Raw genomic sequence first — 24768 nt, 5'->3', positions numbered from 1 at the left:
TCACGGGACCCGTGCCCCGCGCCCCGCCTGCGCCCTTGCCGGGCGGGGGCGGGGCGCGCGGGCATGATGGCACCGTGAGCCACGCAGCCCCAGAGCCAGACGCCCCCACCGAGCCCGGCCGGCAGGACGAGCCCGGAGCGCCCAGCGCCCCGGGCGCACCCGGCCACGGGCACTCCCACTCAGGCCCCCTCGACCTGCCTGCCGGTGAGGCCAGGCGCGTGCGCCTCGTCCTGGCCGCCATCGTCGTCCCGCTCGTCGTGGCCACGATCATCGGCCTGGTCGTGCTGTGGCCGGGCAGCTCCTCGCTCGTCGGCTCCCAGCCCTTCGCCGCGGAGGGGACGAGCCTGGAGACCGCGCAGATCACGAGCCTGGACGTGGCGGACTGCCAGGAGGCGGCCCAGGCCCTGGGGGCGGCTGCCAGCGACGGCCTGCTCGCCGACGCCGTGTGCGCGCGCGTCACCTCCGGCGCCGGCCAGGGCCTGGTCCTGCCGGTCCACATCCCCTCCGAGTCCCTGACCAGCGCCGACGTCGGCGACCGGCTCTCGGTCATGTACACCCCCGCGGCGCTCAGCTCGGGCACCCCCTACGTCTTCGTCGACTACGCCCGGCAGGTGCCGGTGGCCGCCCTGTCCCTGGTCTACCTCGTGCTCGTCGTGGCCGTGGCGGGCAGGAAGGGTGCCCTGAGCGTCCTGGGCCTGGTCCTGTCGAGCGCCGTCGTCCTCCTGTTCATGATCCCCGCCCTGCTCGACCTGGCCTCGCCCATGTGGGTGACCCTCGTGGGCGCCAGCGCCATGATGCTCCTGGCCGTCTACATCGCGCACGGCATCTCGGTGCGCACGACCACCGCCCTGCTGGGGACGATCGTCGGCGTCGTCATCACCGTGGTCCTGTCGCTGTGGGGCGTCGAGGCGGCCAACCTCACCGGGGCCACCGAGGACGCCTCCCTCACCCTGGCCTCGCTCGTGCCGGGACTGAGCCTGAGGGCGCTGCTCACCTGCGGCATGGTCATCGCGGGCCTGGGGGTCCTCAACGACGTGACGATCACCCAGGCCTCGGCCGTCTGGGAGCTGCACGCAGCCAACCCCTCCCTGGGCCGCACCCGCCTGTTCACCGGTGGGATGCGCATCGGCCGGGACCACATCGCCTCGACCGTCTACACCCTCGCCTTCGCCTACGCGGGCACCGCGCTGCCGCTCATCCTGTCGGCCTCCCTCATCGACCGGGCAGTGGTCGACACGATGCTCAGCGGCGAGATCGCCGAGGAGATCGTGCGCACCCTCGTGTCCTCGATCGGTCTGGTCCTGGCCATCCCGGCCACGACGGCCATCGCGGCGGCGCTGTGCCGCACCACCCCCGTCCTGGCGGAGGCGGGACCGGCCGCCCGCCGTCGGCGCGCCGACGGCGGTGCCGCCGACCAGGGCTCAAGGTCCTGACCGGCCAGGCGGGGCGACCCGGCGGCAGGCGGGCCCGCGGGGCCGGTGTCCCACGGCGGGCGGGGCCGGCCCCTCAGCCCCCTGAGGCGTCGGACTCGGCCTGGCCCAGCAGGACCCTCTCGTCGGCCGTGAGGTAGGGGGAGTCCAACCACCCCTCGGGCAGGTGGGGGCGCTTGGGGGACCCCGCCCGTCCGCGCGGCCCCTCGACCGCCGGACCGGGGTAGGGGACGGAGACCGGGAGACGCTCGCGCATCCGGGCCAGCGCCGAGTCGAGCTCGTCGAGGGTTGACACGCCCATGAGCTCGCCACGGGCCCGTCCGCCCACCGGGTAGCCCTTGAGGTACCAGCCCACGTGCTTGCGCAGGTCACGCACGCCCCGGTCCTCGCCCATCTCCGCAGCCAGGAGCCGACCGTGCTCCATGATCGTCTCGATGACGCCGTCGAGATCGGGCCGGGCACGCTCGGGGGAGCCGTGCAGCGCCGCGACGATGTCGGCGAAGAGCCACGGGCGGCCCTGGCAGCCGCGTCCCACGACGACGCCGTCGCAGCCGGTCACGCGCATCATCTCCAGGGCGTCCTCACCGCTCCAGATGTCCCCGTTGCCGAGCACCGGCAGGTCGGTGGCCTCCTTGAGGCGCGCGATGGCCTCCCAGCGGGCCTGGCCGGCGTAGTGCTGACGGGCCGTCCGGCCGTGGAGGGCCAGCGCCGCGATCCCGGCGTCGCGGGCCGCCCTGGCCGCCTCGAGGTAGGTCTCGTGCTCCTCGTCGACGCCGATGCGCATCTTGACGGTCACCGGAACCTCCCGGTCACGGCCGGCGGCGCGCACCCCCGCCTCCGAGGCGCGGACCGTCTCGCGCAGGATCGCCGCGAGGAGGTCCTTCTTCCACGGCAGGGCCGCGCCGCCTCCCTTGCGCATGACCTTGGGCACCGGGCAGCCGAAGTTGAGGTCGATGTGGTCGGCCAGGTCCTCCTCGACCAGGATCCGCACCGCCTGGCCGGCCACGACCGGGTCGACGCCGTAGAGCTGGATCGAGCGCACCCGCTCGGTCGGGTCGGTGCGCACCATCGCCAGGGTCTTGTCGTTGCGCTCGACCAGCGCCCGGGTGGTGACCATCTCGGTGACGTACAGGCCGGCCGGGGCCCGGAGCCGGCCGTCGACCTCGAGCGGCCCCTCCTGGGAGGGCCGCAGCCGCTCGGGCAGCGCCTGCTCGCCGTAGCGCCGGCACAGCCGCCGGAAGGAGGCGTTGGTGACCCCGGCCATCGGGGCCAGCTCAACCGGGGTGGGCACCTCGATCGGTCCGATCCGCAGGACCGGCGGCACCCGGTCGCTGCCGGGACCCGGCGCGCTGAGGTGGTCTGGGGTCGGCGGCTGCTGGCTCACCGGGCCATGCTGGCACACCGTGGGCCCAGGGCGGCACCAGCCGGCGGGTCGGCCGGCGAACGGCGCGGGCCGTGGTGCCGTACAGTGGGTGGGTGACGACTGCGCCCCACAGGAAGACCCTTGTGCTCGTCCGCCACTCCAAGGCGGGGCACGACGCTCCCACCGACCTCGAGAGGCAGCTGACCTCCAAGGGGCGAACCATGGCCGACGAGCTCGCCCGGGTCCTGGACCGCAGGATCTCGGAGATCGACCTCCTCCTCGTCTCGCCGGCCGCGCGTGCACGGCAGACGGCCCGACCCCTGCAGGACCGGCTGCGCACCGGCCAGGTCCGGGTCGAGCCGGAGATCTACCACCACGGCCCCCACGGCATCCTGGGGCTGCTCGAGCCGCTGCCCGAGGCCGTGCGCACCGTCGTCGTGGTCGGCCACGAGCCGACCGTGTCGATCCTCGCGCACACCCTGCACGACACCGACGACGACCTGGCCGGCCAGGTGTCCTTCGGCGTGCCCACCGCCACCGCGCTCCTCCTCGAGGTCACGGGCCCCTGGGCGGGGCTCGGACCGCAGCAGGCCCACCTGTCCGAGATCGTCACCGTGCGCCGCTGAGCGGCGGGCCCGAGCCTGCCGCCGAGGAGCCACCGAGGATCCACCGTCAGGCCACGAGGGAGTGACCGACGAGCACCGCCGGTACCGCCCTCACAGCAGCTCGAGGACGGCCCTGAGGTCACGCACGTGGACCGCGGCGGGCGCCTGGCGGACGACCACCGGCTTGGCGTCGAAGGCGATGCCCAGTCCCGCCGCGGCGATCATGCCCAGGTCGTTGGCCCCGTCGCCCACGGCGACCGTGCGCTCCATCTCGACGCCGTCGGCCCGGGCCCACTGCCTGAGCAGCCGGGTCTTGACCTCACGGTCGACCACCCGCCCCTCGACCCTGCCGGTCAGGCGGCCGTCGGCGACCTCCAGCCGGTTGGCGGCGACGTGGTCGATGCCCAGGCGGGCCGCCAGGGGGGCCGCGACCTCCTCGAAGCCCCCTGAGACGATCCCCACCCGGCAGCCTGAGGCGTGCAGCTCCTCGATGAGCTCGACCGCTCCGCGCGTCAGGCGGGTCTGAGCGACCACCTCATCGAGGACCTCGACCGGCAGGCCGGCCAGGGTCGCTACCCGCTCGCGCAACGAGGCCTCGAAGTCGAGCTCGCCACGCATGGCCCTCCCGGTGATCTCAGCGACCTGGGCACGGCTGCCGGCGTGCTCGGCGATGAGCTCGATGACCTCCTGCTCGATGAGGGTGGAGTCGACATCCATGACCAGCAGGCCCGGACCCTTGGCGGCGAGCAGGCCCGAGGCTCGGGCCCCGCTGACGCGTTCACTCATGATCCGATGCTAGATGATCGCCCGGCCACGCGGTGGCGACGCCCGGGCCCCGCAGCGACGCCGCCGCCCCGGGGGCTCTCAGCCCCCGGGGCGGCGGCAAGGGACCGCGGCCGAGTGGTCAGCGAGAGGGCCGGTCGGTCTGGTCGTGCCCCGTCAGGTCGTGCACGGGTCAGGGACGCTGGTCGGCCCCGGGCCCGCGAGCCCGGCCCGGGGCCGACCGGTCGGTGGTCAGCGGACGACGACCTGGCCCTTGGCGACCACCGTGATGCCGGACTCGGTGATCGTGAAGCCGCGCTCGCGGTCGTGCTCGGGGTCGATACCCACCATGGCCCCCTCCTCGACGACGACGTACTTGTCGAGGATCGCGCGGTTGACCACGGTGTTGCGGCCCACGACGGCGCCGTCCATGAGGACCGACTCCCGCACCGAGGACCAGGAGTTGACGCGCACCCCGGGGCTGAGCACCGAGGAGATGACCTCACCACCGGAGACGATGACCCCGGGGGAGACGATCGAGTCGACGGCGTGGCCCAGGCGCTCGTGGTGGCCGTAGACGAACTTGGCCGGAGGCATGGAGGCGGTGTACCCGGCGAACAGGGGCCAGCGGTCGTTGTAGAGGTTGAACACCGGGGACACGCTGATGAGGTCCTGGTGGGCCTCGTAGAAGGCGTCCACGGTCCCCACGTCACGCCAGTAGTCCCGGTCGCGGTCGGAGGCCCCCGGCACGTCGTTGTCCTTGAAGTCGTAGACCCCCGCGGCCCCCTGCGCCACGAACCACGGGACGATGTTGCCTCCCATGTCGTGCTTGGAGGACTCGTCGGCGGCGTCGGCCGTCACCGCCTGCAGGAGGGCGTCGGCGTCCATGATGTAGTTGCCCATCGATGCCAGGATCTCCTCGGGGGAGTCGGGCAGCCCCGGGGTGTCCTTGGGCTTCTCGACGAAGGCCTTGATCCTCCCGCGGTCCTGGGGGTCGGTCTCGATGACGCCGAACTGGTCGGCCAGCGAGCGGGGCTGGCGGATCCCCGCCACCGTGCACGGCAGGCCCGAGGCGATGTGGTGGTCGAGCATCTGGGAGAAGTCCATGCGGTAGATGTTGTCCGCACCGGTGATGACGACGTAGTCAGGCCGCTCGTCGTCCAGCAGGTTGAGGGACTGGAAGATGGCGTCCGCGCTCCCCAGGAACCAGTGCTTGCCGACGCGCTGCTGGGCCGGGACGGGGGCGATGTAGTTGCCGAGCATGTCCGAGACCTGCCAGGTCTTGGAGATGTGGCGGTCCAGGGAGTGGGACTTGTACTGGGTGAGGACGACGACCTTGAGGAAGCCGGAGTTGATCATGTTCGACAAGGAGAAGTCGATGAGGCGGTAGATGCCTCCGAAGGGGACCGCCGGCTTGGCGCGGTCGACCGTCAGGGGCATGAGGCGCTTGCCTTCACCGCCGGCGAGGACGATTGCGAGGACACGAGGAGAGGCCATGGCCCCACCCTACGTGAGCCGGGCCACCTCGGGGGCGCGAATGGGAGCCGGGATCTCATCGGGGGCACAGGGCCAGCCAGGGCCAGCCAGGGCCAGCGGGCCGGTGCGTCCCCGTCGGCCGCGAAACCCGCACGCCGGGAGCCTCGAGCCGATACGGTCGGAAGGGGAGGTCGCCGGGGGCGCGCCCCGCGCCCCGAGCGGTCCCCACCACGTCATCTACCGCGCGCCCGGGCGCGCGAGCGAGGAGACTCACCCATGCGGGTAGACCTGCTGACCAAAGAATATCCTCCGTACATCTACGGCGGCGCCGGAGTGCACGTCAACGAGCTCGCCAAGGTGCTGCGCCCCCTGGCCGAGGTGCGCGTCCACGCCTTCGGCGGGCCGCGTGAGCCCGGGACCGAGGGCGCCGACCCCGGCGTGACCGGGTACCCCGAGATCGCCGAGCTCGAGTCCGCCAACCCGGCCCTGCGGACCTTCGGGGTCGACCTGGAGATGGCCGCCGGGTGCCAGGGCGCCGACATCGTCCACTCCCACACGTGGTACGCCAACCTCGCCGGGCACCTCGCCTCCCTGCTCCACGGCGCCCCCCACGTCCTGTCCGCCCACTCCCTGGAACCGCTTCGCCCCTGGAAGGCCGAGCAGCTCGGCGGGGGATACGCGCTGTCCTCGTGGGCCGAGCGCACCGCCTACGAGGCCGCCGCCGGGATCATCGCGGTGTCCAACGGCATGCGCTCCGACATCCTGCGCTCCTACCCGGCGGTCGACCCCGATCGCGTCAAGGTCGTCCACAACGGCATCGACCTGGCCGCATGGCAGCGCCCCTCGGGGCCCGAGGCCGACGCCCGGAGCCAGGCCACCCTCGCGCGCCTGGGCATCGACCCGAGCCGGCCGACCGTCGTGTTCGTCGGGCGCATCACCCGCCAGAAGGGCCTGCCCCACCTCCTGCGGGCCTGCGAGCTGCTCCCGCCCGAGGTCCAGGTCGTCCTGTGCGCCGGCGCGCCCGACACCGCCGAGATCAAGGCGGAGGTCGAGGGGCTCGTGGCCAGGCTGCGGGACAAGCGCACCGGCGTCGTCTGGATCGAGGAGATGCTGCCGCGGCCCGAGCTCATCGCGGTGCTGTCGGCCTCGGACGTCTTCGTGTGCCCCTCGGTCTACGAGCCGCTGGGCATCGTCAACCTCGAGGCGATGGCCGTCGACCTGCCCGTCGTCGGCTCCGCCACCGGCGGCATCCCCGACGTCATCGTCGACGGCGAGACGGGGTACCTCGTGCCCATCGACCAGGTCCAGGACGGCACCGGCACCCCCAAGGACCCTGCTCGCTTCGAGGCGGACCTCGCCGAGCGCCTCACCGCACTGGTCATGGACGAGTCCCTGGCCAAGAAGATGGGGGCAGCCGCCCGCACGCGCGTCGAGGAGCACTTCGCCTGGGAGGCGATCGCCGAGCGGACGATGGACGTCTACCGCTGGGTCCTCGACCAGGGCTGAGCGCGGGCCGCTCCCTCCACCGCCCCGATCCACCGCCCCGACCGCAGGCCGTGCCCCGGAGACCGACCGTCCCCGGGGCACGGCCGTCCCGTCAGTCCCCGTCAGCGCCAGCCAGCGCCAGGCAGCGCCAGCCAGCGCCAGGCAGTGCCGGTCAGGGGCAGTCAGCGTCTGTCAGCGTCTGTCAGCGTCTGTCAGCGTCTGTTAGTGGGCCCACCACTGCGTCGCCGCGCCCACCCCCCGGCGGGCGACGACGAGCAGGGGCCGCAGGGCCTCGAGGCGGCGCTGCGCCTGGGTAGCCGAGACGGCGGCGCCGTCGTTGGCCAGCGCGGTGGTGCAGATCGCCTCCAGGCGCAAGGAGCGCTCAAGGAGCGCCTTGCGACGGGGCTCGAGCGTCGGGGGGACGAGCCGAGGATCGGCCACCGCGGAGACGAGGTCGGAGAGCTCCTCGGCCAGCTCCGGGCGCTCACGGGCCAGGTCCAGGCTCACGAGGACGTCGATGGCCTCCTCAGTGGCCTCGTGCACCTCACGACGTGCGTAGGTGGGGTCGGCGGGCGCCACCGCGGTGTCCTGCTCGGTGACGTGCCAGGTCACCGAGGTGCCACGGCGACGGGGCACGAGCAGCACCCGGCGTCCCTGCGCCGTCTCCAGGACGACCGCCTCACCGACGTCGAGCGCCTCCCGCAGCCCCGGCACGGGGTCGGCGGGGGACACGAGGACGGCGCCCACCCGCAGCAGCGGACCCAGGTCGTGCAGCCACGACCCCAGGTCGAGGCACCCCAGCCCCCACGGCGCGACGTCGTCGGCCACGAGGTGGGAGCCGTCAGCCCCCTGGACGACCTGCGCCCCCCGGGAGGAGGGCAGCGGCGCCCACAGTGCCAGCAGGACGGAGACGGGCAGGTCCAGGGTGCTCACGTCCGGAGACACTATCGCCTGCGCGGCCCCGGCTCCCGGCGGCGCGCCCCGACCCCGGGGCGCGGGCCACGGGGAGACCGGCCCTGCCGGGCGTCCCGGCAGAAGTCGCCCAGGAGATAGGCTGGGGTCATGACCACGGTGCTCGCCCTCGACGACGTCTCGCTGCACCGCGGGACGACCCAGATCCTCTCCCACGTGAGCTGGAGGGTCGAGGAGGGGCAGCACTGGGTGCTCCTGGGCCCCAACGGAGCGGGCAAGACGACGATCGCGCGCATCGCCGCCGCCCGGCTCTTCCCCTCCTCCGGCGTCGTCGACCTCCTTGACGAGCGGATGGGCAGGGTCGACCTCTCCGAGCTGCACCCCAGGATCGGCCTGTGCTCCTCCGCCCTGGCCGGGCACGTCCAGGGCTCGGAGACCGCCCTGTCGGTCGTGCTGTCGGCCTCCTACGGCCGTATCGGCGTGTGGCGCGAGCAGTACGACGACCTCGACGTCGAGCGCGCCAGGGCGATCCTCGCCGCGCTGGGCGCCGGGCCCCTGGCCGGGCGCGCCTGGGGCAGGCTGTCCTCCGGGGAGCGCAAGCGGGTCGAGATCGCCCGCGCCCTCATGCCCGACCCCGAGCTGCTCATCCTCGACGAGCCCGCCTCGGGGCTCGACGTCGCCGGGCGCGAGCAGCTCCTCACAGCCCTCACCGACATCGTCGGGGCGCCCGGCGCCCCCTCGGTCGTGCTCGTCACCCACCACCTCGAGGAGATACCGGTGGGCTGGACCCACGCGCTGGCGCTGCGCGAGGGGCGGGTCGTCGCCCAGGGCCCCCTCGAGGGGGTCGTCACCGACGAGGTCATGACCGCCACCTTCGACCTGCCCCTGGCGGTCTCGACCGACCGGGGGCGGTACACGGCTCGCGGCGCCCCGCCCCCTCGTCCCTGAGTCGCCCCAGGTCCGGTCCGGGAGCCGGAGACGAGCACGACAGAACACGACACGTAAGGAGACCGCGATGGCATGGCTGTGGTGGATCGGAGCCTCACTGGTCCTGGGCGTCATCGAGACGCTCACGGTGGACCTCACCTTCCTCATGTTCGCCGGCGGGGCGCTCGGCGCCGCCGGCGCGGCCGCTCTGGGAGCGCCGCTGTGGGGGCAGGTCCTCGTCTTCGCGCTCGTGTCGACCCTCCTGCTCGTGGCCGTGCGGCCCTGGGCCAAGCGCCACCTCCTGTCGGGCACGCCCGAGATGCGCACGAACGCCGAGGCTCGTATCGGCCGCCAGGCCGTCGCCCTGACCGCGATCGACGTCCGCGGCGGGCGCGTGCGTCTGGACGGCGAGGAGTGGAGCGCGCGTCTGGCTCAGACCACCGGGACGGACGGGGGCGGCACCCCGGGCAGGGTCGAACCGGGGACCACCGTGACCGTCACCGACATCGACGGCGCGGTGGCCGTGGTCAGCCCCTCCTGAACCCCAGGGCCGGCAGCCCGTCGGCCCCCGACATGAAAGGACCTCATATGAACGAGCTCGCAGTCTTCCCGCTCGTCGTCCTCATCCTCCTGCTCCTGTTCGTCATCGTCGCCATCATCAAGGCGGTGAGGATCGTCCCGCAGTCCTACGCGATCATCGTCGAGCGCCTGGGCAAGTTCCAGGCCGAGTACGGCGCGGGCATGCACTTCCTCGTGCCCTTCATCGACCGCGTGCGCACGACCGTCGACCTGCGCGAGCAGGTCGTGTCCTTCCCGCCCCAGCCGGTCATCACCTCCGACAACCTCGTGGTGTCCATCGACTCGGTCATCTACTACCAGGTCACCGACCCCAAGCGGGCCACCTACGAGATCTCCAACTACCTCCAGGCCATCGAGCAGCTGACCGTCACGACGCTGCGCAACGTCATCGGCGCGATGGACCTCGAGCAGACCCTGACCAGCCGCGACCAGATCAACGGCCAGCTGCGCGGCGTCCTGGACCAGGCCACCGGCCGCTGGGGCATCCGCGTGAGCAACGTCGAGCTCAAGTCCATCGACCCTCCGGCGTCGATCCAGGGAGCCATGGAGCAGCAGATGCGTGCCGAGCGCGACCGGCGTGCGGCCATCCTGACCGCCGAGGGCGTCAAGCAGTCACAGATCCTGACCGCCGAGGGCGACAAGCAGTCGGCGATCCTGCGCGCCGAGGGCCAGGCCCAGTCGGCCATCCTCAAGGCCCAGGGCGAGTCCCGCGCGATCCTTCAGGTCTTTGACGCCATCCACCGCGGCAACGCCGACTCCAAGCTCCTCGCCTACCAGTACCTCCAGACCCTGCCCAAGATCGCCAACGGGACGAGCTCGAAGATGTGGATCGTGCCCACGGAGTTCACCGCCGCTCTCGACGGGATCGCCGGGGCCCTGGGCGGAGGCTCACCGACCGGCCCGGGCACCGGGGGCTCCGGGGACGAGGAGCGGGTGGGTGTCGACCTCTCCGGTATGGACTCGGGTCTCGACATCGCCTCGGACCTGGCCCAGACCCACCTCCAGGCTCCCGAGGAGGCGCTCGCCCAGGCACGCGGTGAGGTCGAGACCGCCACCCAGGTCGCCGACGGCTCCGTGACCTCGGGCTCTCAGTCCGCCGAGACGACGACCCTCCCCACCCGTCGCCCCGGCCAGGAGCCGCCGGCCTCGATCCCGCCCGTCGGCTACTGAGCCCCGGACGGCCACGATCATCCTGTGGTGACAGCGCGGTCTCCCCGACCACCCTGCCCTGGCCGGAGACCCGCACACCTCCCACTGACTGCGCTGGCTGTGCAGGCTGTGCAGGCTGTGCAGTTGCCGCCCGCGCCCTTGCGACGACGAGGAAGGACCGTCCCACGTGATCATCGAGCTCGACGACGCCGCCGACCCGCGCCTGGTCGACTACACCGGGTTGACGGACGTCGCCCTGCGGCGCCGCCTGGAGACCGACCGCGGCCTGTACATGGCCGAGTCGACCAAGGTGATCGCCCGCGCCGTGGCCGCCGGGCACGCCCCCCGGTCCTTCCTCATGGCCGAGCGGCACCTGGAGCAGATGGCTCCGGTCATCGCCGCCGCCTCGGGCTGCGACGGGCGTCCCGACGGGGGAGAGGTGCCGGTCTTCCTCGCCCCGGAGGACCTGCTCGAGCACGTCACCGGCTTCCACCTCCACCGGGGGGCCCTGGCCGCGATGCACCGTCCCGCCCTGGCCGGGGTCGGCGAGCTGCTCGCCGCCTGCCGCGACGGGGACGGGGCCCGACGGGTGGCGGTCCTCGAGGACCTCGTCGACCACACGAACGTCGGGGCGGCCTTCCGCTCAGCCGCCGCGCTGGGCGTCGACGCCGTGCTGGTCACCCCGCGCTGCGCCGACCCGCTGTACCGGCGCAGCGTGCGGGTCTCGATGGGCACCGTCTTCCAGGTCCCGTGGACCCGCCTGCCCCGGTGGCCCGACCTCGACGGGCTCCACGCCGCCGGCTTCACCGTGGCGGCCCTGGCCCTGTCGCACGACGCCGTCGACCTCGGGCAGTTCTCGGCGAGCCCGGCGTGCACCTCCCCGGGCTCCCGGGTGGCGCTCGTCCTGGGCACCGAGGGCGACGGCCTGGGCCGGCGCACGGTGACCCAGGCCGACGCGGTCGTGCGCATCCCGATGACGGGCGGTGTCGACTCGCTCAACGTGGCCGCCGCTGCCGCCGTCGCCTTCTGGGAGCTGCGGGTCCGCGGCTGAGCGCACGCAGGGCCGCGACGGGACACGACAGGGCGGGGCAGGAGGGGAGAACCCTCCTGCCCCGCCCTGTCATGCGGTGGTGAGCCGGCCGCACCGGCAGGTGCTCAACCGGTGCTCAGTCGCCTCAGTCGTCTCAGTCTTCCTTGGCGGTCACCTTGAGCAGGGTGGCGCCGGAGGAGACCTCGCCGTCAGCGACGACCTCCACCGAGGCGAAGGTGGCGGTGTTGGTCACGAGCACCGGGGTGGTCAGGGGGTACCCGGCCTCCTCGATGACCGTGCGGTCGACGCGCACGAGCTCCTGCCCGGCGCTCACGCGGTCGCCCTGGGACACCTTGACGTCGAAGCCCTTGCCCTCGAGGTTGACGGTGTCGAGGCCGACGTGGATGAGGATCTCGACGCCGGAGTCGAGGTTGATGCCGAAGGCGTGCCCCGAGGCGGGCGCCACGACGACGGTGCCGTCAGCCGGGGCGGTCACGACGATCTCGCCCACCGGGGTCAGGCCGGCGCCGTTGCCCACGGCACCCGAGGAGAACACCGGGTCGGCGACGTCCTCCAGCGCCATGACCTCACCGGACAGCGGCGAGGCGATCTGCGTGACGGCGCCCGGGACGAGAGCGGGCTTGGGCTCGGCGGCAGAGGCGCCAGCCTGCTCGGCGGCCAGGTCGGCCTCCACCTGAGCCGGGTCGGCCTCGACGGCCCCGCCACCCAGGCCCGCCGCGGCGCGCTCGTCCTTCGTGCGGTAGTTGAACATGACGATGAGCGCGAAGGAGGTGAAGAAGGCGGCGGTGATCGCGATCGCGTACAGGGCCATCGGGTCGAAGATCGGGATGGTCAGCAGCGAGGTGAAGGCGAAGGTGCCGGTCTGGATGCCGCCGCCGATACCGGTGATGAGGCCACCGACCGCGCAGCCGACGAGCATCAGCGGGTAGATGCGCTTGAAACGCAGGTGGATACCGTAGAGGGAGGGCTCAGAGATACCACCGAGCAGGCCGGCAGCCAGCGCACCGGAGGCCGTCTGGCGCATCTCGCGGTCGCGGTCACGGATGGACCACACGAGCACACCGGCCGTGGCGCCGAAGCAGGCGAAGTTCCACGAGCCCATCGGACCCTGGATGAAGTCCATGTGGCCCGTGGCCGGGCTCGCGATGTTGGCGAGCATGAGGGCGTTGAGCGGCCAGTGCAGGCCCAGCGGCACGAGGAAGGGGTAGATGAGCGGGATGAGGATCGCGAAGACGATCGGCGCGTTGCCGTTGAGCCAGGCCAGGCCCGAGCCCAGAGCGGTACCGAGCCAGATGGACATCGGGCCGATGAGGAAGGCGGTCACCGGCATCATGATGACGAAGGAGAAGAAGGGCACGAAGACCATCTGCACGTTGGCGGGGAAGATCCGCGTCAGGCCCTTGTAGACCAGGGCCAGGACGGCCACCATGATGAGCGGCACGAAGACCTGGCCGCCGTAGTCGTTGAGCTGCATCGGCAGGCCGAAGACCCGGGCCACACAGGACTCGGTTCCCAGGGTCTCGTTGGTCGTGCAGGTGACCTGGTCGCCGAAGGTCAGGGCGGCGCGGTACAGGCCCGAGCCCTCCGCGGTCTCGGTGTAGCTCGTCGAGCCCAGGCTGATGAAGTTGGGGGTGAGCAGGGCGGCCATGACCGCGGTGCCGACCCACGGGTCGATGTTGAGCTTCTTGGAGGCGTTGTAGGCCACCATGACCGGCAGGAAGTAGAAGACCGCGCGCCACATCGTGTCGACGTAGACCCAGCTGGCTCCCTTGGCGGCGTCGTCGCGGAAGTCGACGATGCCCAGGGCGTCGAGGACGGCCTCGAAGGCGATGATGAGGGAGGCGCCCAGCAGCACCGGCAGCAGGGGGCGGAAGGAGTCCGACAGGTACTCGAAGAAGGCGTCGACCCAGGCGTTCTTTCCCCTGGCCTTGGCGCGGGCCGCGGCCTTGACGTCGGCGTCGGACTGGGCCGACTGCGACTTCATGGCGGGAAGGTCCATGATCTGGGTGTACACACCCTGGACGGCGCCGCCGATGACGATCTGGTAGCGGTCCCCCGCCTGGGGGACGGCGCCCATGACGCCGGGGATGGCCTCGACGACCGCCTTGTCGACGACGGAGGCGTCGTTGAGCTCGAAGCGCAGGCGGGTCGCGCAGTGGGTGAGGTGGATGATGTTCCCGGGGCCGCCGACGGCCTCGAGGATCGCCTCAGGGGTGGATGTTGTTGTTGCCATGGAAGGCCTTTCCATCGGCCGTCCCGGCACCCGGCACCGGGTGTCGAGACGGTCAGGGTCGGGGATGAGCCCGCCGCGACGGGCTGACCTTTGAAGGCTACCGTCTTTGTCACCGGTCGGCGGCATCCTGACCGAACTCGTACGGTCCTCGCACGCTCCTGCCGACGGCCGGGCGGCTCGGTCCCGGGGGGCCTGGGAGCGCCTGGCGCCCGAGGTGCTCCACATGGTCGGTTCGCGGCACCCCGCCAGACCGGCGTCCACAGGCGCGGGGCGGGGCGGGTGCGCACGGTCCGACCCTGGAGGAGGCCGGCGCGACCTCCTTGCCGGCCCGCGGCCCTGCGGTGGCGCAGGGGCGCGTCCCGCAGAGCACGACCACGAGGAGCCCCACCATGAGCACGACCCTGCCCGCCTCCGCCCCCTCCGCCGGGCCCACCCCACCGGCGCCCCAGCCCTCCCCGTCGCCCCGTCGAGACCCCGGTCCGCCGGGGGCGGCTCCCGAGCCGGACCGGGACGACAACGGCATGTACGGCCCGCGCGGGTGGTCCGTGCGCGCGGGGGTCTGGCACGAGCTCGCCCGCTGCCGGGACGAGCTGCGCTCGACGGTCATCCCGGCGGACTACGGCTTCGCGCCGGCGGGCCTCATCGGTGACGACGGCGTCCCGGTGGACGACTACACGCCCTTCCACGACATGGGCCCCGGCACGGCCCGCCGGCTCCTGGAGGTCCTGCCCGGCCCCCAGCTCGAGGACCGGCAGAACCTCGGTCCCACCCTGGGGGTGCTCCTGCGCGCCTGCGTCGGCGCCCGGGGACGGGTGCGCCTGTCCGGCTACGCCATCGGTCCGCAGAGGCGCGACGAGCGCGTGAGCGTCGAGGGGCTGTGGATCGCCGACCCCGACCTGCTCGAGTACGAGCTGTGCGAGACCCACGACGAGCACTGCCGCTGCAAGGAGCTGTGGGAGCTCGTGCGCGGGCGCTACGACCTGGACGCCCTGGCCTCGCCCGACGAGGCCTCGACCCTTCGGCGCCACTGGACCCACGGTCCGGTCGGCACCTGGCTGTGGTGGGACTGACCCGCCCGGACAGCGGTCTGTGAGCGAACCGTCACCCCGCTTGTGGCGCATCACCCGGCCGCGACCGCCCCGGTGAGGCGGTCGCGGCGCGGTGTGCCCGTAGCATGTTCGGCGTGATCAACGTCCAGGCACTGACCATGCGCATCGGCGCACGCACGCTCGTCGAGGGGGCCTCCTTCCGCGTCGACAAGGGCATGCGGATCGGGCTGGTGGGGCGCAACGGTGCCGGCAAGACGACGATGACCAAGCTCTTAGCGGCGGCGAGCGCCGCGCAGGGCACCGGCAGCGCCCCCGCCGACGCCGACGAGCGGCACAGCCTCGACGCCGTCGAGCACGAGGGGCGTATCACCGTCACCGGCTCGGTGGGCTACCTGCCCCAGGACACGAAGGTCGGTGACCTCGCCCAGGTCGCGCGCGACCGGATCCTGTCGGCACGAGGCATCGACGCCCTCCTCGTGCGCATCCGACGGGCCGAGGAGCGCATCGCCTCGACCACCGGCGACGCCCAGGCCAAGGCCCTGGACCGCTACTCCCGGCTCGACCACGAGTTCACGATGGCCGGGGGCTACGCGGCGGCGTCCGAGGCGGCGCGCATCGCCGCCGCCCTGGGCCTGTCCGACCGCGTCCTCGACCAGGAGATCGGGACGCTCTCGGGCGGTCAGCGTCGCCGCGTCGAGCTGGCCCGCGTCCTGTTCCAGCAGCCCGACGCCCTGCTCCTGGACGAGCCCACCAACCACCTCGACCACGACTCGGTGCTGTGGCTGCGTGACCACCTGCGCAGCTACTCCGGCGGGTTCGTCGTCATCAGCCACGACGTCGAGCTGCTGCGCGACACCGTCAACCAGGTCATGCACCTGGACGCCACCCGGGGCGCGCTCGACGTCTACCACCTGGGATGGGACGCCTACCTCAAGCAGCGGGCCGACGACGAGCACCGCCGTCGTCGGGAGCGCGCCAACGCCGAGAAGAAGGCCGCCGCCCTGCGCGCCCAGGGGGAGAAGATGAGGGCCAAGGCGACCAAGGCGGTGGCGGCCCAGCAGATGCTGCGCCGCGCCGACAGGCTCCTGTCCTCCCTGGAGGAGGAGCGCACGGCCGACAAGGTCGCCCACCTGCGCTTCCCCGACCCGGCCCCCTGCGGCCGGACGCCCCTGCGCGCGGCCGGGCTGACGAAGGCCTACGGCTCCCTCGAGGTCTTCGCCGGGGTCGACCTGGCCGTCGACCGCGGCAGCAAGGTCGTGGTCCTAGGCCTCAACGGCGCGGGCAAGACGACCCTCCTGCGGCTGCTCGGGGGCGTCGAGGAGCCAGACTCCGGCGAGGTCCTGGCGGGGCACGGGCTGAGGATCGGCTACTACGCCCAGGAGCACGAGACCATCGACACCGACCTCACGGTCGTGGACAACCTGCGCGCCGCGGCCCCGCAGATGGACGACACCCAGGTGCGCTCGGTGCTGGGCTCCTTCCTGTTCTCCGGGGCCGACGCGGACAAGCCCGCCCGGGTCCTGTCCGGCGGGGAGAAGACGAGGCTGGCCCTGGCGAGCCTCGTCGTGTCCAGCGCCAACGTCCTCCTGCTCGACGAGCCGACGAACAACCTCGACCCCGCCAGCCGCGAGGAGATCCTCGGCGCGCTGGCCACCTTCACCGGCGCCGTCGTCCTGGTCACCCACGACGTGGGGGCGGTGCGGGCCCTGTCCCCCGACCGGGTGCTGCTCCTTCCTGACGGCGACGAGGACCTGTGGGGGGAGGACTACCTCGATCTCGTCGCGCTGGCCTGACCGCCCGCCACGGTGAGTGCCGTCACGCCAGGGCCCCGGGCGCGACGTCGTAGGGTGGTGGAAGACAACCGCCCCTCGGGGTGTTGAGGCCCTCGGGGCGCTGGGGGCCGGTGAGCCCGGCCCGCGGACCCCGCATGACAACACATGACGACACCACGACACCACGACGACACAGGGAGACGACCATGACACAGACGACGACTGAGACGACCGGCGCCGCCGCGACGGACGCCCAGGAGCACGAGGTGGTCCTCACCGAGGCGGCAGCCGCCAAGGTCGCCAGCCTCCTGGTCCAGGAGGGCCGTGACGACCTGCGCCTGCGGGTCGCCGTCCAGCCCGGGGGCTGCTCCGGCCTGGTCTACCAGCTCTACTTCGACGAGAGGCTCCTCGACGGTGACGCGCTGCGCTCCTTCCCGACCGGCTCCGATGAGCTCGCCTCCGTCGAGGTCGTCGTCGACCGCATGAGCGTGCCCTACCTGTCGGGCGCGACCATCGACTTCGCCGACTCCATCGAGAAGCAGGGCTTCACGATCGACAACCCCAACGCCGCAGGCACCTGCGCCTGCGGGGAGTCCTTCCACTGAGCCGAACCCCCTGCGAGGCAGCCCGCCCGCAGGCCGTCAGGACGGCCGGAGCCGGCTCCGGCCGTCCCACCATGAGAACCAAGGAGACACCGTGCGTCGCACGCCCCTCGTCGCCCTGCCCTGCCTCGTGCTGAGCGCAGCCCTGGCCCTGGCCGGCTGCTCGGACTCGTCCCAGACCAGCTCGTCGGCCTCTGCCTCCCAGGCGGCGGCGCAGGCCACCGCCACGGCCGTCGACTGCTCGACCCAGACCATCGAGACAGACTCCGCCGCGCTGCCCGAGGTCTCGGGCGACCCCGGCACGCAGCCGAGCCTGACGTGGAGCGGGCAGGAGGCGCCCTCGGCGCTGACGGTCAAGACCCTGACCCAGGGCACCGGCACCGTCATCGAGGGGCAGAACGCCACCGTCGCCGTGTCCTACTCGGGCTGGCAGTGGGACGCCTCGGAGCCCTTCGACTCCTCCTACTCCCGGGGCAGGCCGACGGTCTTCGCGCTCAACTCCGTCATCCCCGGGTGGACCTGCGGGCTCGCGGGCCACGCCGAGGGCGACCGGCTGCTCATGTCGATCCCTGCCGACTTGGCCTACGGCGATGACGAGACGACGGGCCAGCCCACCGGCACGCTCGTCTTCGTCGTCGAGATCGGCGGCGTCTACACCTCCGACTCGGTGGCGCAGGCCACCAAGGACGCGACGATGGAGGGCGAGCAGGCGCTGGCCGACCGTGGCATCACCCTGAGCGGGGAGCTGGGCGCCGCGCCGACGATCTCGGTCAACTCGGGGGCCGCCGAGCCCACCTCCGTCGAGGTGATCGTCGTGGCGCGCGGCACCGGCACCCCGGTGGCCGCCGACTCCACGCTCGTCACGCATATGGCCTACTCGCCGTGGGACAACTCCGAGCCGCAGTCGAGCTGGGACATCGAGGAGGTCCAGCCCGTCGACATGACGCAGGCCACCGGCCTCGAGGGGCTCGTCGGGGTGCCCGCGGGATCGCGCGTCGTCCTGCTCCAGCCCGCCAACGCCACGACCGGGTCCCCGGCCACGGCATGGGTCATGGACATCGGCGCGGTGATCTAGAGGCGGTCCCGGATACCGGTCGGTCCGGCTGACCGGGGGACCGGTGCCAGGACGCGTCTCGGCCCGGGAGCGGGAGACCGCTCCCGGGCCGAGACGCGTGTCTGGTCGGGTCTGGGCGGGCTCTGCACAAGGATCGCCCGCGTCGCCCTCAGCGCAGGATGAGGCCCTGGGTTCCGGCGACCGCCGCCGTCAGGCGCTCGGAGACGTCCTGCCAGTTCGCGATGTTCCACACGGCGGCGACGTAGTCGGCCTTGACGTTGAGGTAGTCGAGGTAGAAGGCGTGCTCCCACATGTCGACCATGAACAGCGGGATGGTGCCCACCGGCACGTTGCCCTGCTGGTCGAAGAGCTGGAAGACGACGAGCTTGCCCGACAGCGAGTCGTAGGCGAGGACGGCCCAGCCGGAGCCCTGGATACCCAGGGCCGCCGCGGCGAAGTGCTTCTTGAAGGCGGCGAAGGAGCCGAAGGAGTCCTTGATCGCGTCGGCCAGGTCGCCCTCGGGCTCGCCGCCCCCGGTGGGGGACAGGTTCTTCCAGAACACCGAGTGGTTCGTGTGCCCGCCGAGGTTGAAGGCGAGGTTCTTCTCCCACAGGTTGATCGCAGCCAGGTCGTCGGCGGCGCGAGCCGCCTCGAGCTGCTCGAGGGCGGCGTTGGCCCCGGCGACGTAGGCCGCGTGGTGCTTGTCGTGGTGGAGCTCCATGATCTTGGCGGAGATGTGGGGCTCGAGCGCTGCGTAGTCGTAGGGGAGCTCGGGAAGGGTGTACACGGCCATGAGCCTGCCTTTCGTGTGCGGTAAGGCCTCGGTGCGTCCCTGCTCCGTCTGCCCGGCCCGACCACGGGGGCCGGGCAGCGGAACTGGTTAGGACCGAAGTCCTGGACATCTGTCATCGTAGGTCGTGGGGCGGTCGTCGGGAACTGGCGGGACGTGCGATTACACTGACCGCTGAACGTCCATCGCCTTGTCCCGGGAGGACCCCATGACCGACCAGGCCGACACCGACCGCATCGAGCTCCTCGTCTTCTCCGACGACTCCACCGTCCGCAACGACGTCGTCGACGGCGTGGGACGCCGCCCGGCCAAGGGGCTGCCCCTGGTGTCCTGGACCCACGCCGCCACGGCCGAGGGGGTGCGCCTGGCCATCAAGGACCGGGCCGAGGCGGGCCTGGATCCCTTTGCCGCCCTCGTCCTGGACGCCGAGGCCAAGAAGCTCGGTGGCATGGGACTGGCCCACGAGCTGTTCACCGAGCTCGACAACAGGCCCCCGGTGGTCCTGCTCACCGCCCGACCCCAGGACCACTGGCTGGCCGCGTGGTCCAAGGCGGAGGTGGTCGTGTCCCGGCCGCTTGACCCGATGAGCCTCCAGGAGGCCGTGGCCGAGGCCCTCACCTCGCGCCCGGGCACCGTCGTCCCCGCCGGCTGACCTCCCTCCCCGCCGAGATCGGGACTCATGACACCTCGAGATCGGGACATATGGCACCCCGAGATCGGGACATATGGCACCCCGAGATCGGGACATATGGCACCCCGAGATCGGGACTAATGACACCCCGAGATCGGGACATATGGCACGACCGGGCGCAGCACGCGGTGTCCCGCCACCGGGTCCGCCCGCCTCGGAGAGCTCAGTCCCGCTCGGGGAAGCCGGCCCCGGTGGCGAGTACCCGCTCGTGACGGGCGGCTGCGCCCACCGGCCACGACAGCCCCTCCAGGACCTGTTCGCCGCCGTCGACCTCGACCAGCCGGGCGCCCTCGTCCAGGGCCCACCCCGCCAGGAGAAGGGTCTCCTCGACGCTCGCGCCGCCCCCGACCCGTGCCGGCCGCTGGACCACCTGGGCGGTGGATCGCAGAGCCTCGACCGCCGGGCGGGGGTCCGCACCGGGCGGGGTGAGTGCCGATCCCGCGAGCATCCCCCAGCGCACGGCCACCAGCTCCCAGCCGCCTGCCTCCCGCCGTCGGGCGGCAATGAGGTGGGGGCACCCCAGGAGGGGGCGGGCACGTTCGGCGCGCACGGTGGCTGCCAGGAGGCTGCGCAGCCGACGGGTCCACAGGCCCGCCTCCTCGTAGCGCTCTGCAGCAGACAGCTCCCCGATCCGCTCCAGCAGGGGAGCGGCGACGAGGTCGACCTCCCCGGACAGAGCCCGCAGGGCCTGCTCCGGGCCGCCGAGCTGCTCGCCACGGCGCAGTTCGCGCATCCCCCTCCCGTCCCAGGCGCGCAGCCGCAGCACGGACTCCGCTGCGCGCTGGGCCTCCTGGAGCGCCGAGCGGGACGGGAAGGGGCCCACGGCGCGGGGCGCCTCCTCGCTGGGCAGGACGGTGGTGGAGGCCAGGTGCGGCTCGGGCGCGGGCACGAGGCGTAGCCAGGGCCTGCGGTCCGGGGAGCGGGAGCGGCGGTTGACCGGGGGGTCGAGCTCGGCGATGAGGCGCAGCTCGCGCACTCGGGCCTCGATCTCGGTCGGTGTCTCGATGACGCGCACGCCTACGGCGGTATCGAGCATCCGCGCTACTGTGGAGCGCTTCTCCGCGGCGGTGAAGTAGGAGCGGACCCGACGGCGCAGGTTGACGGCGCTGCCGACGTAGAGGACCTGGCCGGCCGGGGACAGGAACTGGTAGACGCCGGTGGTGGCCGGCAGCCCGTCGGCCATGCGGCTCTTGGCCCGGCGCCGTGCGGGCACGGGGTCTCCGAGAGTCGCCAGGTCCTCCAGGTGGCACACTCCGAGCGGGGCGAGGGCCTCGAGGGCCGCGTGGAGGACGTGGACGGTGGCGCGGGCGTCGTCAAGGGCACGGTGGGTGGGAGAGGTGGGGGAGCCGACGAAGGAGGCGAGCGTGCCCAGGCGGTGGTTGGGCACGTCCGCTCGGCTCCACGCCTTGCGCGCCATCGTGAGGGTGTCCAGGACGGTGGGCTCCTGCCAGTCCAGACCCAGGGCGCTGGCGGCACCGCGCAGGTGGCCGACGTCGAAGCGTGCGTTGTGCGCGACAAGGACCGTGGCCTCCCGCCCCAGCTGGGCCCACTGGAGGAAGGACAGGAGCGCCTCTCCCACCGGCGGGGCGCTGACGACCATCGCGTTCGTGATGCCGGTCATGACCGTGATCTGGGCGGGGATCGCCGCACCGGGGTTGACCAGGGTGGCGAACTCCGCCTCGACGGCGCCGCCGCGGACCTTGACGGCCCCGATCTCGGTGACCGCGTGCGCACCGGGCGGCCCGCCGGTCGTCTCGAGGTCGACGACGACGAAGGTGACCTCACGCAGTGGTGTGCCCATGTCCTCGAAGGCCGCCTGCGCGCCGCGCGCGGTGCGCCCCGAAGCGTGAGGGGCCGAGGATGCGTGGTGAGGCACGGGGTGAGGCTAAACTGCGGTGAGCAGCCGATCCAGCCGTCACTCGGTCCCGCGCGGACAGGGCAGCCGGGCGGCCCGTCCGCTCGATCCGCCCGCCGAGGAGCACAGGAGGTCCCGCGTTGGGGTACCGAGGTATCAAGGCCGCCGTGGGGCCGGCCATGGAGATGCTCTACCAGCCCTGGATCCGGGGCGAGGAGAACATTCCCGCCGAGGGCGCCGCGATCCTGGCCTCCAACCACCTGGCGGTCATCGACTCCTTCTTCCTGCCGCTGCTTATGGACCGCGAGGTCGCCTTCATCGGCAAGTCCGACTACTTCACGGGCAAGGGAGTCAAGGGCTGGGCGGTCAAGCGATTCATGACGACGGTGGGCACCATCCCCGTGGACCGCTCGGGAGGGCGCGCCTCCCAGGCGGCGCTCCAGGCAGGCATCGACCGGCTCAACGCCGGTGAGCTCTTCGGCATCTACCCCGAGGGCACGCGCAGCCCCGACGGGCGTCTGTACCGGGGCAAGACCGGGGTCGCCCGGATCACCCTGGCCACGGGCGCGCCGGTCATCCCGGTGGCGATGATCGGCTCGGACCTCGCCCAGCCGATCGGTCAGGCGATCCCCTCGACCCGCCACCGGGTGGGTATCGTCGTCGGTGAGCCGCTCGACTTCTCCCGCTACAAGGGCCTCGACAACGACCGCTTCGTGCTGCGGTCGATCACCGACGAGATCATGTACGCCCTCATGTCCCTGTCAGGGCAGGAGTACGTCGACCTCTACGCCGCTGACGTCAAGAAGGCGATGGACGCCGAGAAGAAGAGCGCCGAGGAGGTCGTGGCCGAGATGCTCGCCGCCCAGGCCGCGGCGCGCCCGGCCGCCCCGGTGGCGGAGGCCCCTGGTGGCCGTCCGGCGCCCGACGTCGAGGTCCCCGAGCCGCCGGCGGACGAGGACGGCGATGACGGCAGGGGTGAGGCCGGGGATGTGTCTGCGGGCTCGGACGCGGAGGCTCCAGCTGGGCAGGGCTCGGAGGATGACGAGCCCACCGGGAGCTCCCAGAACTGAGGCCTCCGGGGTCGGGTGAGACACGACCATGTGCGATCGGTCGGACGCTGAGAGAAGGACCGGGCAATGATCGGCAGCACTGTCTTTGTGGGCGTCGGCCTCGCGATCGTGCAGGTGGTTCTCCGGGTCAGCGGGGACGGCGCAGCGGCTGACGTCGTAGGAGATGTGGGCAGCCTGTGGGACCGGCTGAGGGAGCTGCGGCCGACTCCTGGACGGAGTGTTGTCTCTGGTGAGCGGATCGCCGAGGAGATCGCGCGCGAGCTTCCCGTCGATCAGGCGGAGTATCGGTACGTGCCGGAGGCGGATTGGGAGGTGGCCTCGGACAAGGTGGCGGGGATGCTGCGCGGGCTGTCGGACGCTGACCGTCGCGGCGCGGGGTATCACTGGGAGGTTCTGAGGGACACGCTGCTCGACTCCGGCGGGAGGGACCGTCGAGCAGAACTGGCCGACGAGTCGGCGCGGGTCGCCTTTGACTGGGTCCTCGAGGTCGCCTGCCAGAAGGTGGTCGCCTGCTTCACGCAGCCCGAGGCGCTGCAGCTGGTCCTGGAGAATTTTAAGGAGACCGGGGACGTCCTGCGGGAGCTGCGTGACCGCCCGGTTCCCGGGCAGCCTGTGGGTCAGGTGCTCCAGGGGCATCGGGACAAGCTTCGTTCCCTGGCTCCCGAGACGCTCAAGGACCGGGAGCGGGAGATAGCGGCGCTCGAGGAGTTCGTCATGCGGGGTCAGGAGACCTGGCTCGCCTATGAAGCCAGGATGCTGAGCGGGAAGACCGCCCTCATGGCGACCTTTGCCCTCCGTCCTCCCGACGGGGTCCGCGTGGTGTCCTTCTTCGTCCGCAAGAACGAGGCGGGACGCGGACGGAACGACTTCGTCTTCCAGGTCATGGCGCAGCTTGCGGATATCCTGGGAGACAGGTACGTGCGATCCCTTCAGATGGAGGAGCAGCCGAGTGCTCTAGCGCAGGCTCTGCGGATGACTGCCCTGTCCTGCGAGGCGCAGAATAATACTCTGGTTCTGCTCATTGAGCCTTTCTCACCGGGGTTGTTTGTTGAGGCTGATGATGACGAGGGCTGTGGCGGTGATGTGGGTGATGGTGTGCGGGTCGAGGGTGACGTGTTGGAGGGCCTTGAAGTGCTTGAGCATGGCATTGGCCCTCTCGGCAGGCGAGCGCAGACTGGCGTGCAGATGGTTGTAGGTGGCGTCGTCGGGGCAGGGTCTGGCGCCCTTGACGGGTGTGAGCACGCCGATGCCGGCGCCGATGTAGCCCTTGTCGGCCAGGGTGGGCATGCCCTGGGAGGCGGCCTTGTACAGGGCGGGCAGCGCGTGGGCGCGCGCAGCGGTCAGGTCGTGGGTCGAGCCCGGCTCGACCGGCGAGACCCACACCGGGAATCCGGTGTGGTCGGTGATGACCTGGACGTTGCCCCCGAAGGCCTTGTGCTTGCCCGAGTACCACGAGTGGTTGCCCCGTTCGGTGCGGGCTGCGACCCTGTCGGTGCGGATCAGGGTGCCATCCAGGCACACGAAAGGCTCACCCTTGTGGCGCAGCTGGGTGATGACCTCGATCAGGTCAGGGGCCTGGGAGGAGATGACCTGGAGGGCCTCATGCAGGTACCTGTAGGCGGTGGCGATCGAGATGCCGGCGTCTCGGGCCAGGGTGCGCATGCTGGTGGCCTCGTTGAGCCAGCGCAGCACCATCACAGCCTGCACCCAGGGCGTCGCCGCCCTCTGATGAGGCCGAATGTCGTGCCAGCGGCGGTGAGCCGCCAGCCAGGCTGACACGGTTCGGGCGGTAGCGGATGGCACGTCAAGGGTGGCACGATAGGACAGCATGCGGGGACCTCGCATTCAGGGGTGCTTCTTTGGTCAGAACCCATCCTGGATGCGCTCCCCGCGTGCACCCCCACACGACACGC

The 24768-nt window shown here is 72.1% G+C and carries 21 protein-coding genes; 13 read left to right on the top strand and 8 right to left on the bottom strand.

The window, feature by feature from the left end; all coding sequences use genetic code 11:
* Window positions 1-74 precede the first annotated feature (74 nt).
* Window positions 75-1433 carry a YibE/F family protein gene (locus EL245_RS02845; protein ID WP_126381774.1) on the top strand — a complete coding sequence of 453 codons (1359 nt, stop codon included), beginning with the start codon at window positions 75-77 and terminating at the stop codon, window positions 1431-1433.
* 73 nt (window positions 1434-1506) lie between these two features.
* Here the strand turns inward: EL245_RS02845 and dusB are convergent, their stop codons facing one another.
* Window positions 1507-2814, bottom strand: a complete 1308-nt coding sequence (gene dusB / locus EL245_RS02840) for a tRNA dihydrouridine synthase DusB (protein ID WP_408608382.1) — start codon at window positions 2812-2814, stop codon at window positions 1507-1509.
* Window positions 2815-2906: 92 nt separating this feature from the next.
* Here dusB and EL245_RS02835 point away from each other — a divergent pair, with 92 nt between their 5' ends.
* The gene (locus EL245_RS02835) at window positions 2907-3419 is read left to right on the top strand and encodes a SixA phosphatase family protein (protein ID WP_126381772.1); all 513 of its coding nucleotides are present in this window, start codon (window positions 2907-2909) and stop codon (window positions 3417-3419) included.
* A 90-nt stretch (window positions 3420-3509) separates the two neighbouring features.
* On the opposite strand, the gene serB is transcribed toward EL245_RS02835, so the two are convergent.
* Window positions 3510-4184, bottom strand: a complete 675-nt coding sequence (gene serB, locus EL245_RS02830) for a phosphoserine phosphatase SerB (RefSeq protein ID WP_126381771.1) — start codon at window positions 4182-4184, stop codon at window positions 3510-3512.
* 228 nt (window positions 4185-4412) lie between these two features.
* A complete protein-coding gene (locus EL245_RS02825; RefSeq protein WP_126381770.1) occupies window positions 4413-5657 on the bottom strand; it encodes a glucose-1-phosphate adenylyltransferase in 1245 nt (414 codons plus the stop codon).
* Window positions 5658-5912: 255 nt separating this feature from the next.
* Here EL245_RS02825 and glgA point away from each other — a divergent pair, with 255 nt between their 5' ends.
* The gene (gene glgA / locus EL245_RS02820) at window positions 5913-7142 is read left to right on the top strand and encodes a glycogen synthase (RefSeq protein WP_126381769.1); all 1230 of its coding nucleotides are present in this window, start codon (window positions 5913-5915) and stop codon (window positions 7140-7142) included.
* 201 nt (window positions 7143-7343) lie between these two features.
* Here the strand turns inward: glgA and EL245_RS02815 are convergent, their stop codons facing one another.
* Window positions 7344-8054 (bottom strand): hypothetical protein, encoded by a 711-nt coding sequence (locus tag EL245_RS02815; RefSeq protein WP_126381768.1) that lies wholly within the window; start codon window positions 8052-8054, stop codon window positions 7344-7346.
* A gap of 129 nt (window positions 8055-8183) precedes the next feature.
* Between EL245_RS02815 and EL245_RS02810 the strand changes: the two genes are divergently transcribed.
* The 4 genes from EL245_RS02810 (at window position 8184) to EL245_RS02795 (ending at window position 11739) form a co-directional block, all read left to right on the top strand.
* On the top strand, window positions 8184-8981 hold the full coding sequence (locus tag EL245_RS02810) for an ABC transporter ATP-binding protein (protein WP_126381767.1): 798 nt from the start codon (window positions 8184-8186) through the stop codon (window positions 8979-8981).
* 67 nt (window positions 8982-9048) lie between these two features.
* A complete protein-coding gene (locus EL245_RS02805) occupies window positions 9049-9501 on the top strand; it encodes an NfeD family protein (protein WP_126381766.1) in 453 nt (150 codons plus the stop codon).
* Window positions 9502-9548: 47 nt separating this feature from the next.
* Window positions 9549-10709, top strand: a complete 1161-nt coding sequence (locus tag EL245_RS02800) for an SPFH domain-containing protein (protein WP_126381765.1) — start codon at window positions 9549-9551, stop codon at window positions 10707-10709.
* A 166-nt stretch (window positions 10710-10875) separates the two neighbouring features.
* The gene (locus tag EL245_RS02795) at window positions 10876-11739 is read left to right on the top strand and encodes a TrmH family RNA methyltransferase (RefSeq protein ID WP_126381764.1); all 864 of its coding nucleotides are present in this window, start codon (window positions 10876-10878) and stop codon (window positions 11737-11739) included.
* A gap of 133 nt (window positions 11740-11872) precedes the next feature.
* Here the strand turns inward: EL245_RS02795 and EL245_RS02790 are convergent, their stop codons facing one another.
* Entirely contained in the window at window positions 11873-13972 is a 2100-nt protein-coding gene (locus tag EL245_RS02790; RefSeq protein ID WP_126381763.1) for a glucose PTS transporter subunit IIA, read from the bottom strand.
* A gap of 389 nt (window positions 13973-14361) precedes the next feature.
* Between EL245_RS02790 and EL245_RS02785 the strand changes: the two genes are divergently transcribed.
* The 4 genes from EL245_RS02785 to EL245_RS02770 all read left to right on the top strand — a co-directional run bounded on the left by EL245_RS02785 (window position 14362) and on the right by EL245_RS02770 (window position 18470).
* Window positions 14362-15042, top strand: a complete 681-nt coding sequence (locus EL245_RS02785; protein ID WP_232009845.1) for a hypothetical protein — start codon at window positions 14362-14364, stop codon at window positions 15040-15042.
* Window positions 15043-15146: 104 nt separating this feature from the next.
* The gene (locus tag EL245_RS02780) at window positions 15147-16814 is read left to right on the top strand and encodes an ABC-F family ATP-binding cassette domain-containing protein (protein ID WP_126381762.1); all 1668 of its coding nucleotides are present in this window, start codon (window positions 15147-15149) and stop codon (window positions 16812-16814) included.
* A gap of 185 nt (window positions 16815-16999) precedes the next feature.
* On the top strand, window positions 17000-17398 hold the full coding sequence (locus EL245_RS02775; protein WP_126381761.1) for a HesB/IscA family protein: 399 nt from the start codon (window positions 17000-17002) through the stop codon (window positions 17396-17398).
* A 91-nt stretch (window positions 17399-17489) separates the two neighbouring features.
* Complete coding sequence (locus EL245_RS02770; RefSeq protein ID WP_126381760.1) at window positions 17490-18470, top strand: FKBP-type peptidyl-prolyl cis-trans isomerase; 981 nt, start codon at window positions 17490-17492, stop codon at window positions 18468-18470.
* 148 nt (window positions 18471-18618) lie between these two features.
* On the opposite strand, the gene EL245_RS02765 is transcribed toward EL245_RS02770, so the two are convergent.
* Window positions 18619-19242 carry a superoxide dismutase gene (locus tag EL245_RS02765; RefSeq protein ID WP_126381759.1) on the bottom strand — a complete coding sequence of 208 codons (624 nt, stop codon included), beginning with the start codon at window positions 19240-19242 and terminating at the stop codon, window positions 18619-18621.
* A gap of 205 nt (window positions 19243-19447) precedes the next feature.
* Between EL245_RS02765 and EL245_RS02760 the strand changes: the two genes are divergently transcribed.
* The gene (locus EL245_RS02760; protein ID WP_126381758.1) at window positions 19448-19891 is read left to right on the top strand and encodes a hypothetical protein; all 444 of its coding nucleotides are present in this window, start codon (window positions 19448-19450) and stop codon (window positions 19889-19891) included.
* A gap of 202 nt (window positions 19892-20093) precedes the next feature.
* On the opposite strand, the gene EL245_RS02755 is transcribed toward EL245_RS02760, so the two are convergent.
* Window positions 20094-21731, bottom strand: coding sequence for a DEDD exonuclease domain-containing protein (locus EL245_RS02755; protein ID WP_126381757.1), 1638 nt, complete (start codon window positions 21729-21731; stop codon window positions 20094-20096).
* 194 nt (window positions 21732-21925) lie between these two features.
* Between EL245_RS02755 and EL245_RS02750 the strand changes: the two genes are divergently transcribed.
* On the top strand, window positions 21926-22855 hold the full coding sequence (locus tag EL245_RS02750; RefSeq protein WP_126381756.1) for a lysophospholipid acyltransferase family protein: 930 nt from the start codon (window positions 21926-21928) through the stop codon (window positions 22853-22855).
* A 1032-nt stretch (window positions 22856-23887) separates the two neighbouring features.
* On the opposite strand, the gene EL245_RS02745 is transcribed toward EL245_RS02750, so the two are convergent.
* Complete coding sequence (locus EL245_RS02745; protein ID WP_126381755.1) at window positions 23888-24685, bottom strand: transposase family protein; 798 nt, start codon at window positions 24683-24685, stop codon at window positions 23888-23890.
* Window positions 24686-24768 lie beyond the last annotated feature (83 nt).

This window comes from Actinomyces howellii (assembly GCF_900637165.1).
GTDB lineage: Bacteria > Actinomycetota > Actinomycetes > Actinomycetales > Actinomycetaceae > Actinomyces > Actinomyces howellii.
The sequence above is the reverse complement of the archived record's forward strand: the minus strand, read 5'-3'. Positions and strand labels throughout refer to the sequence as shown.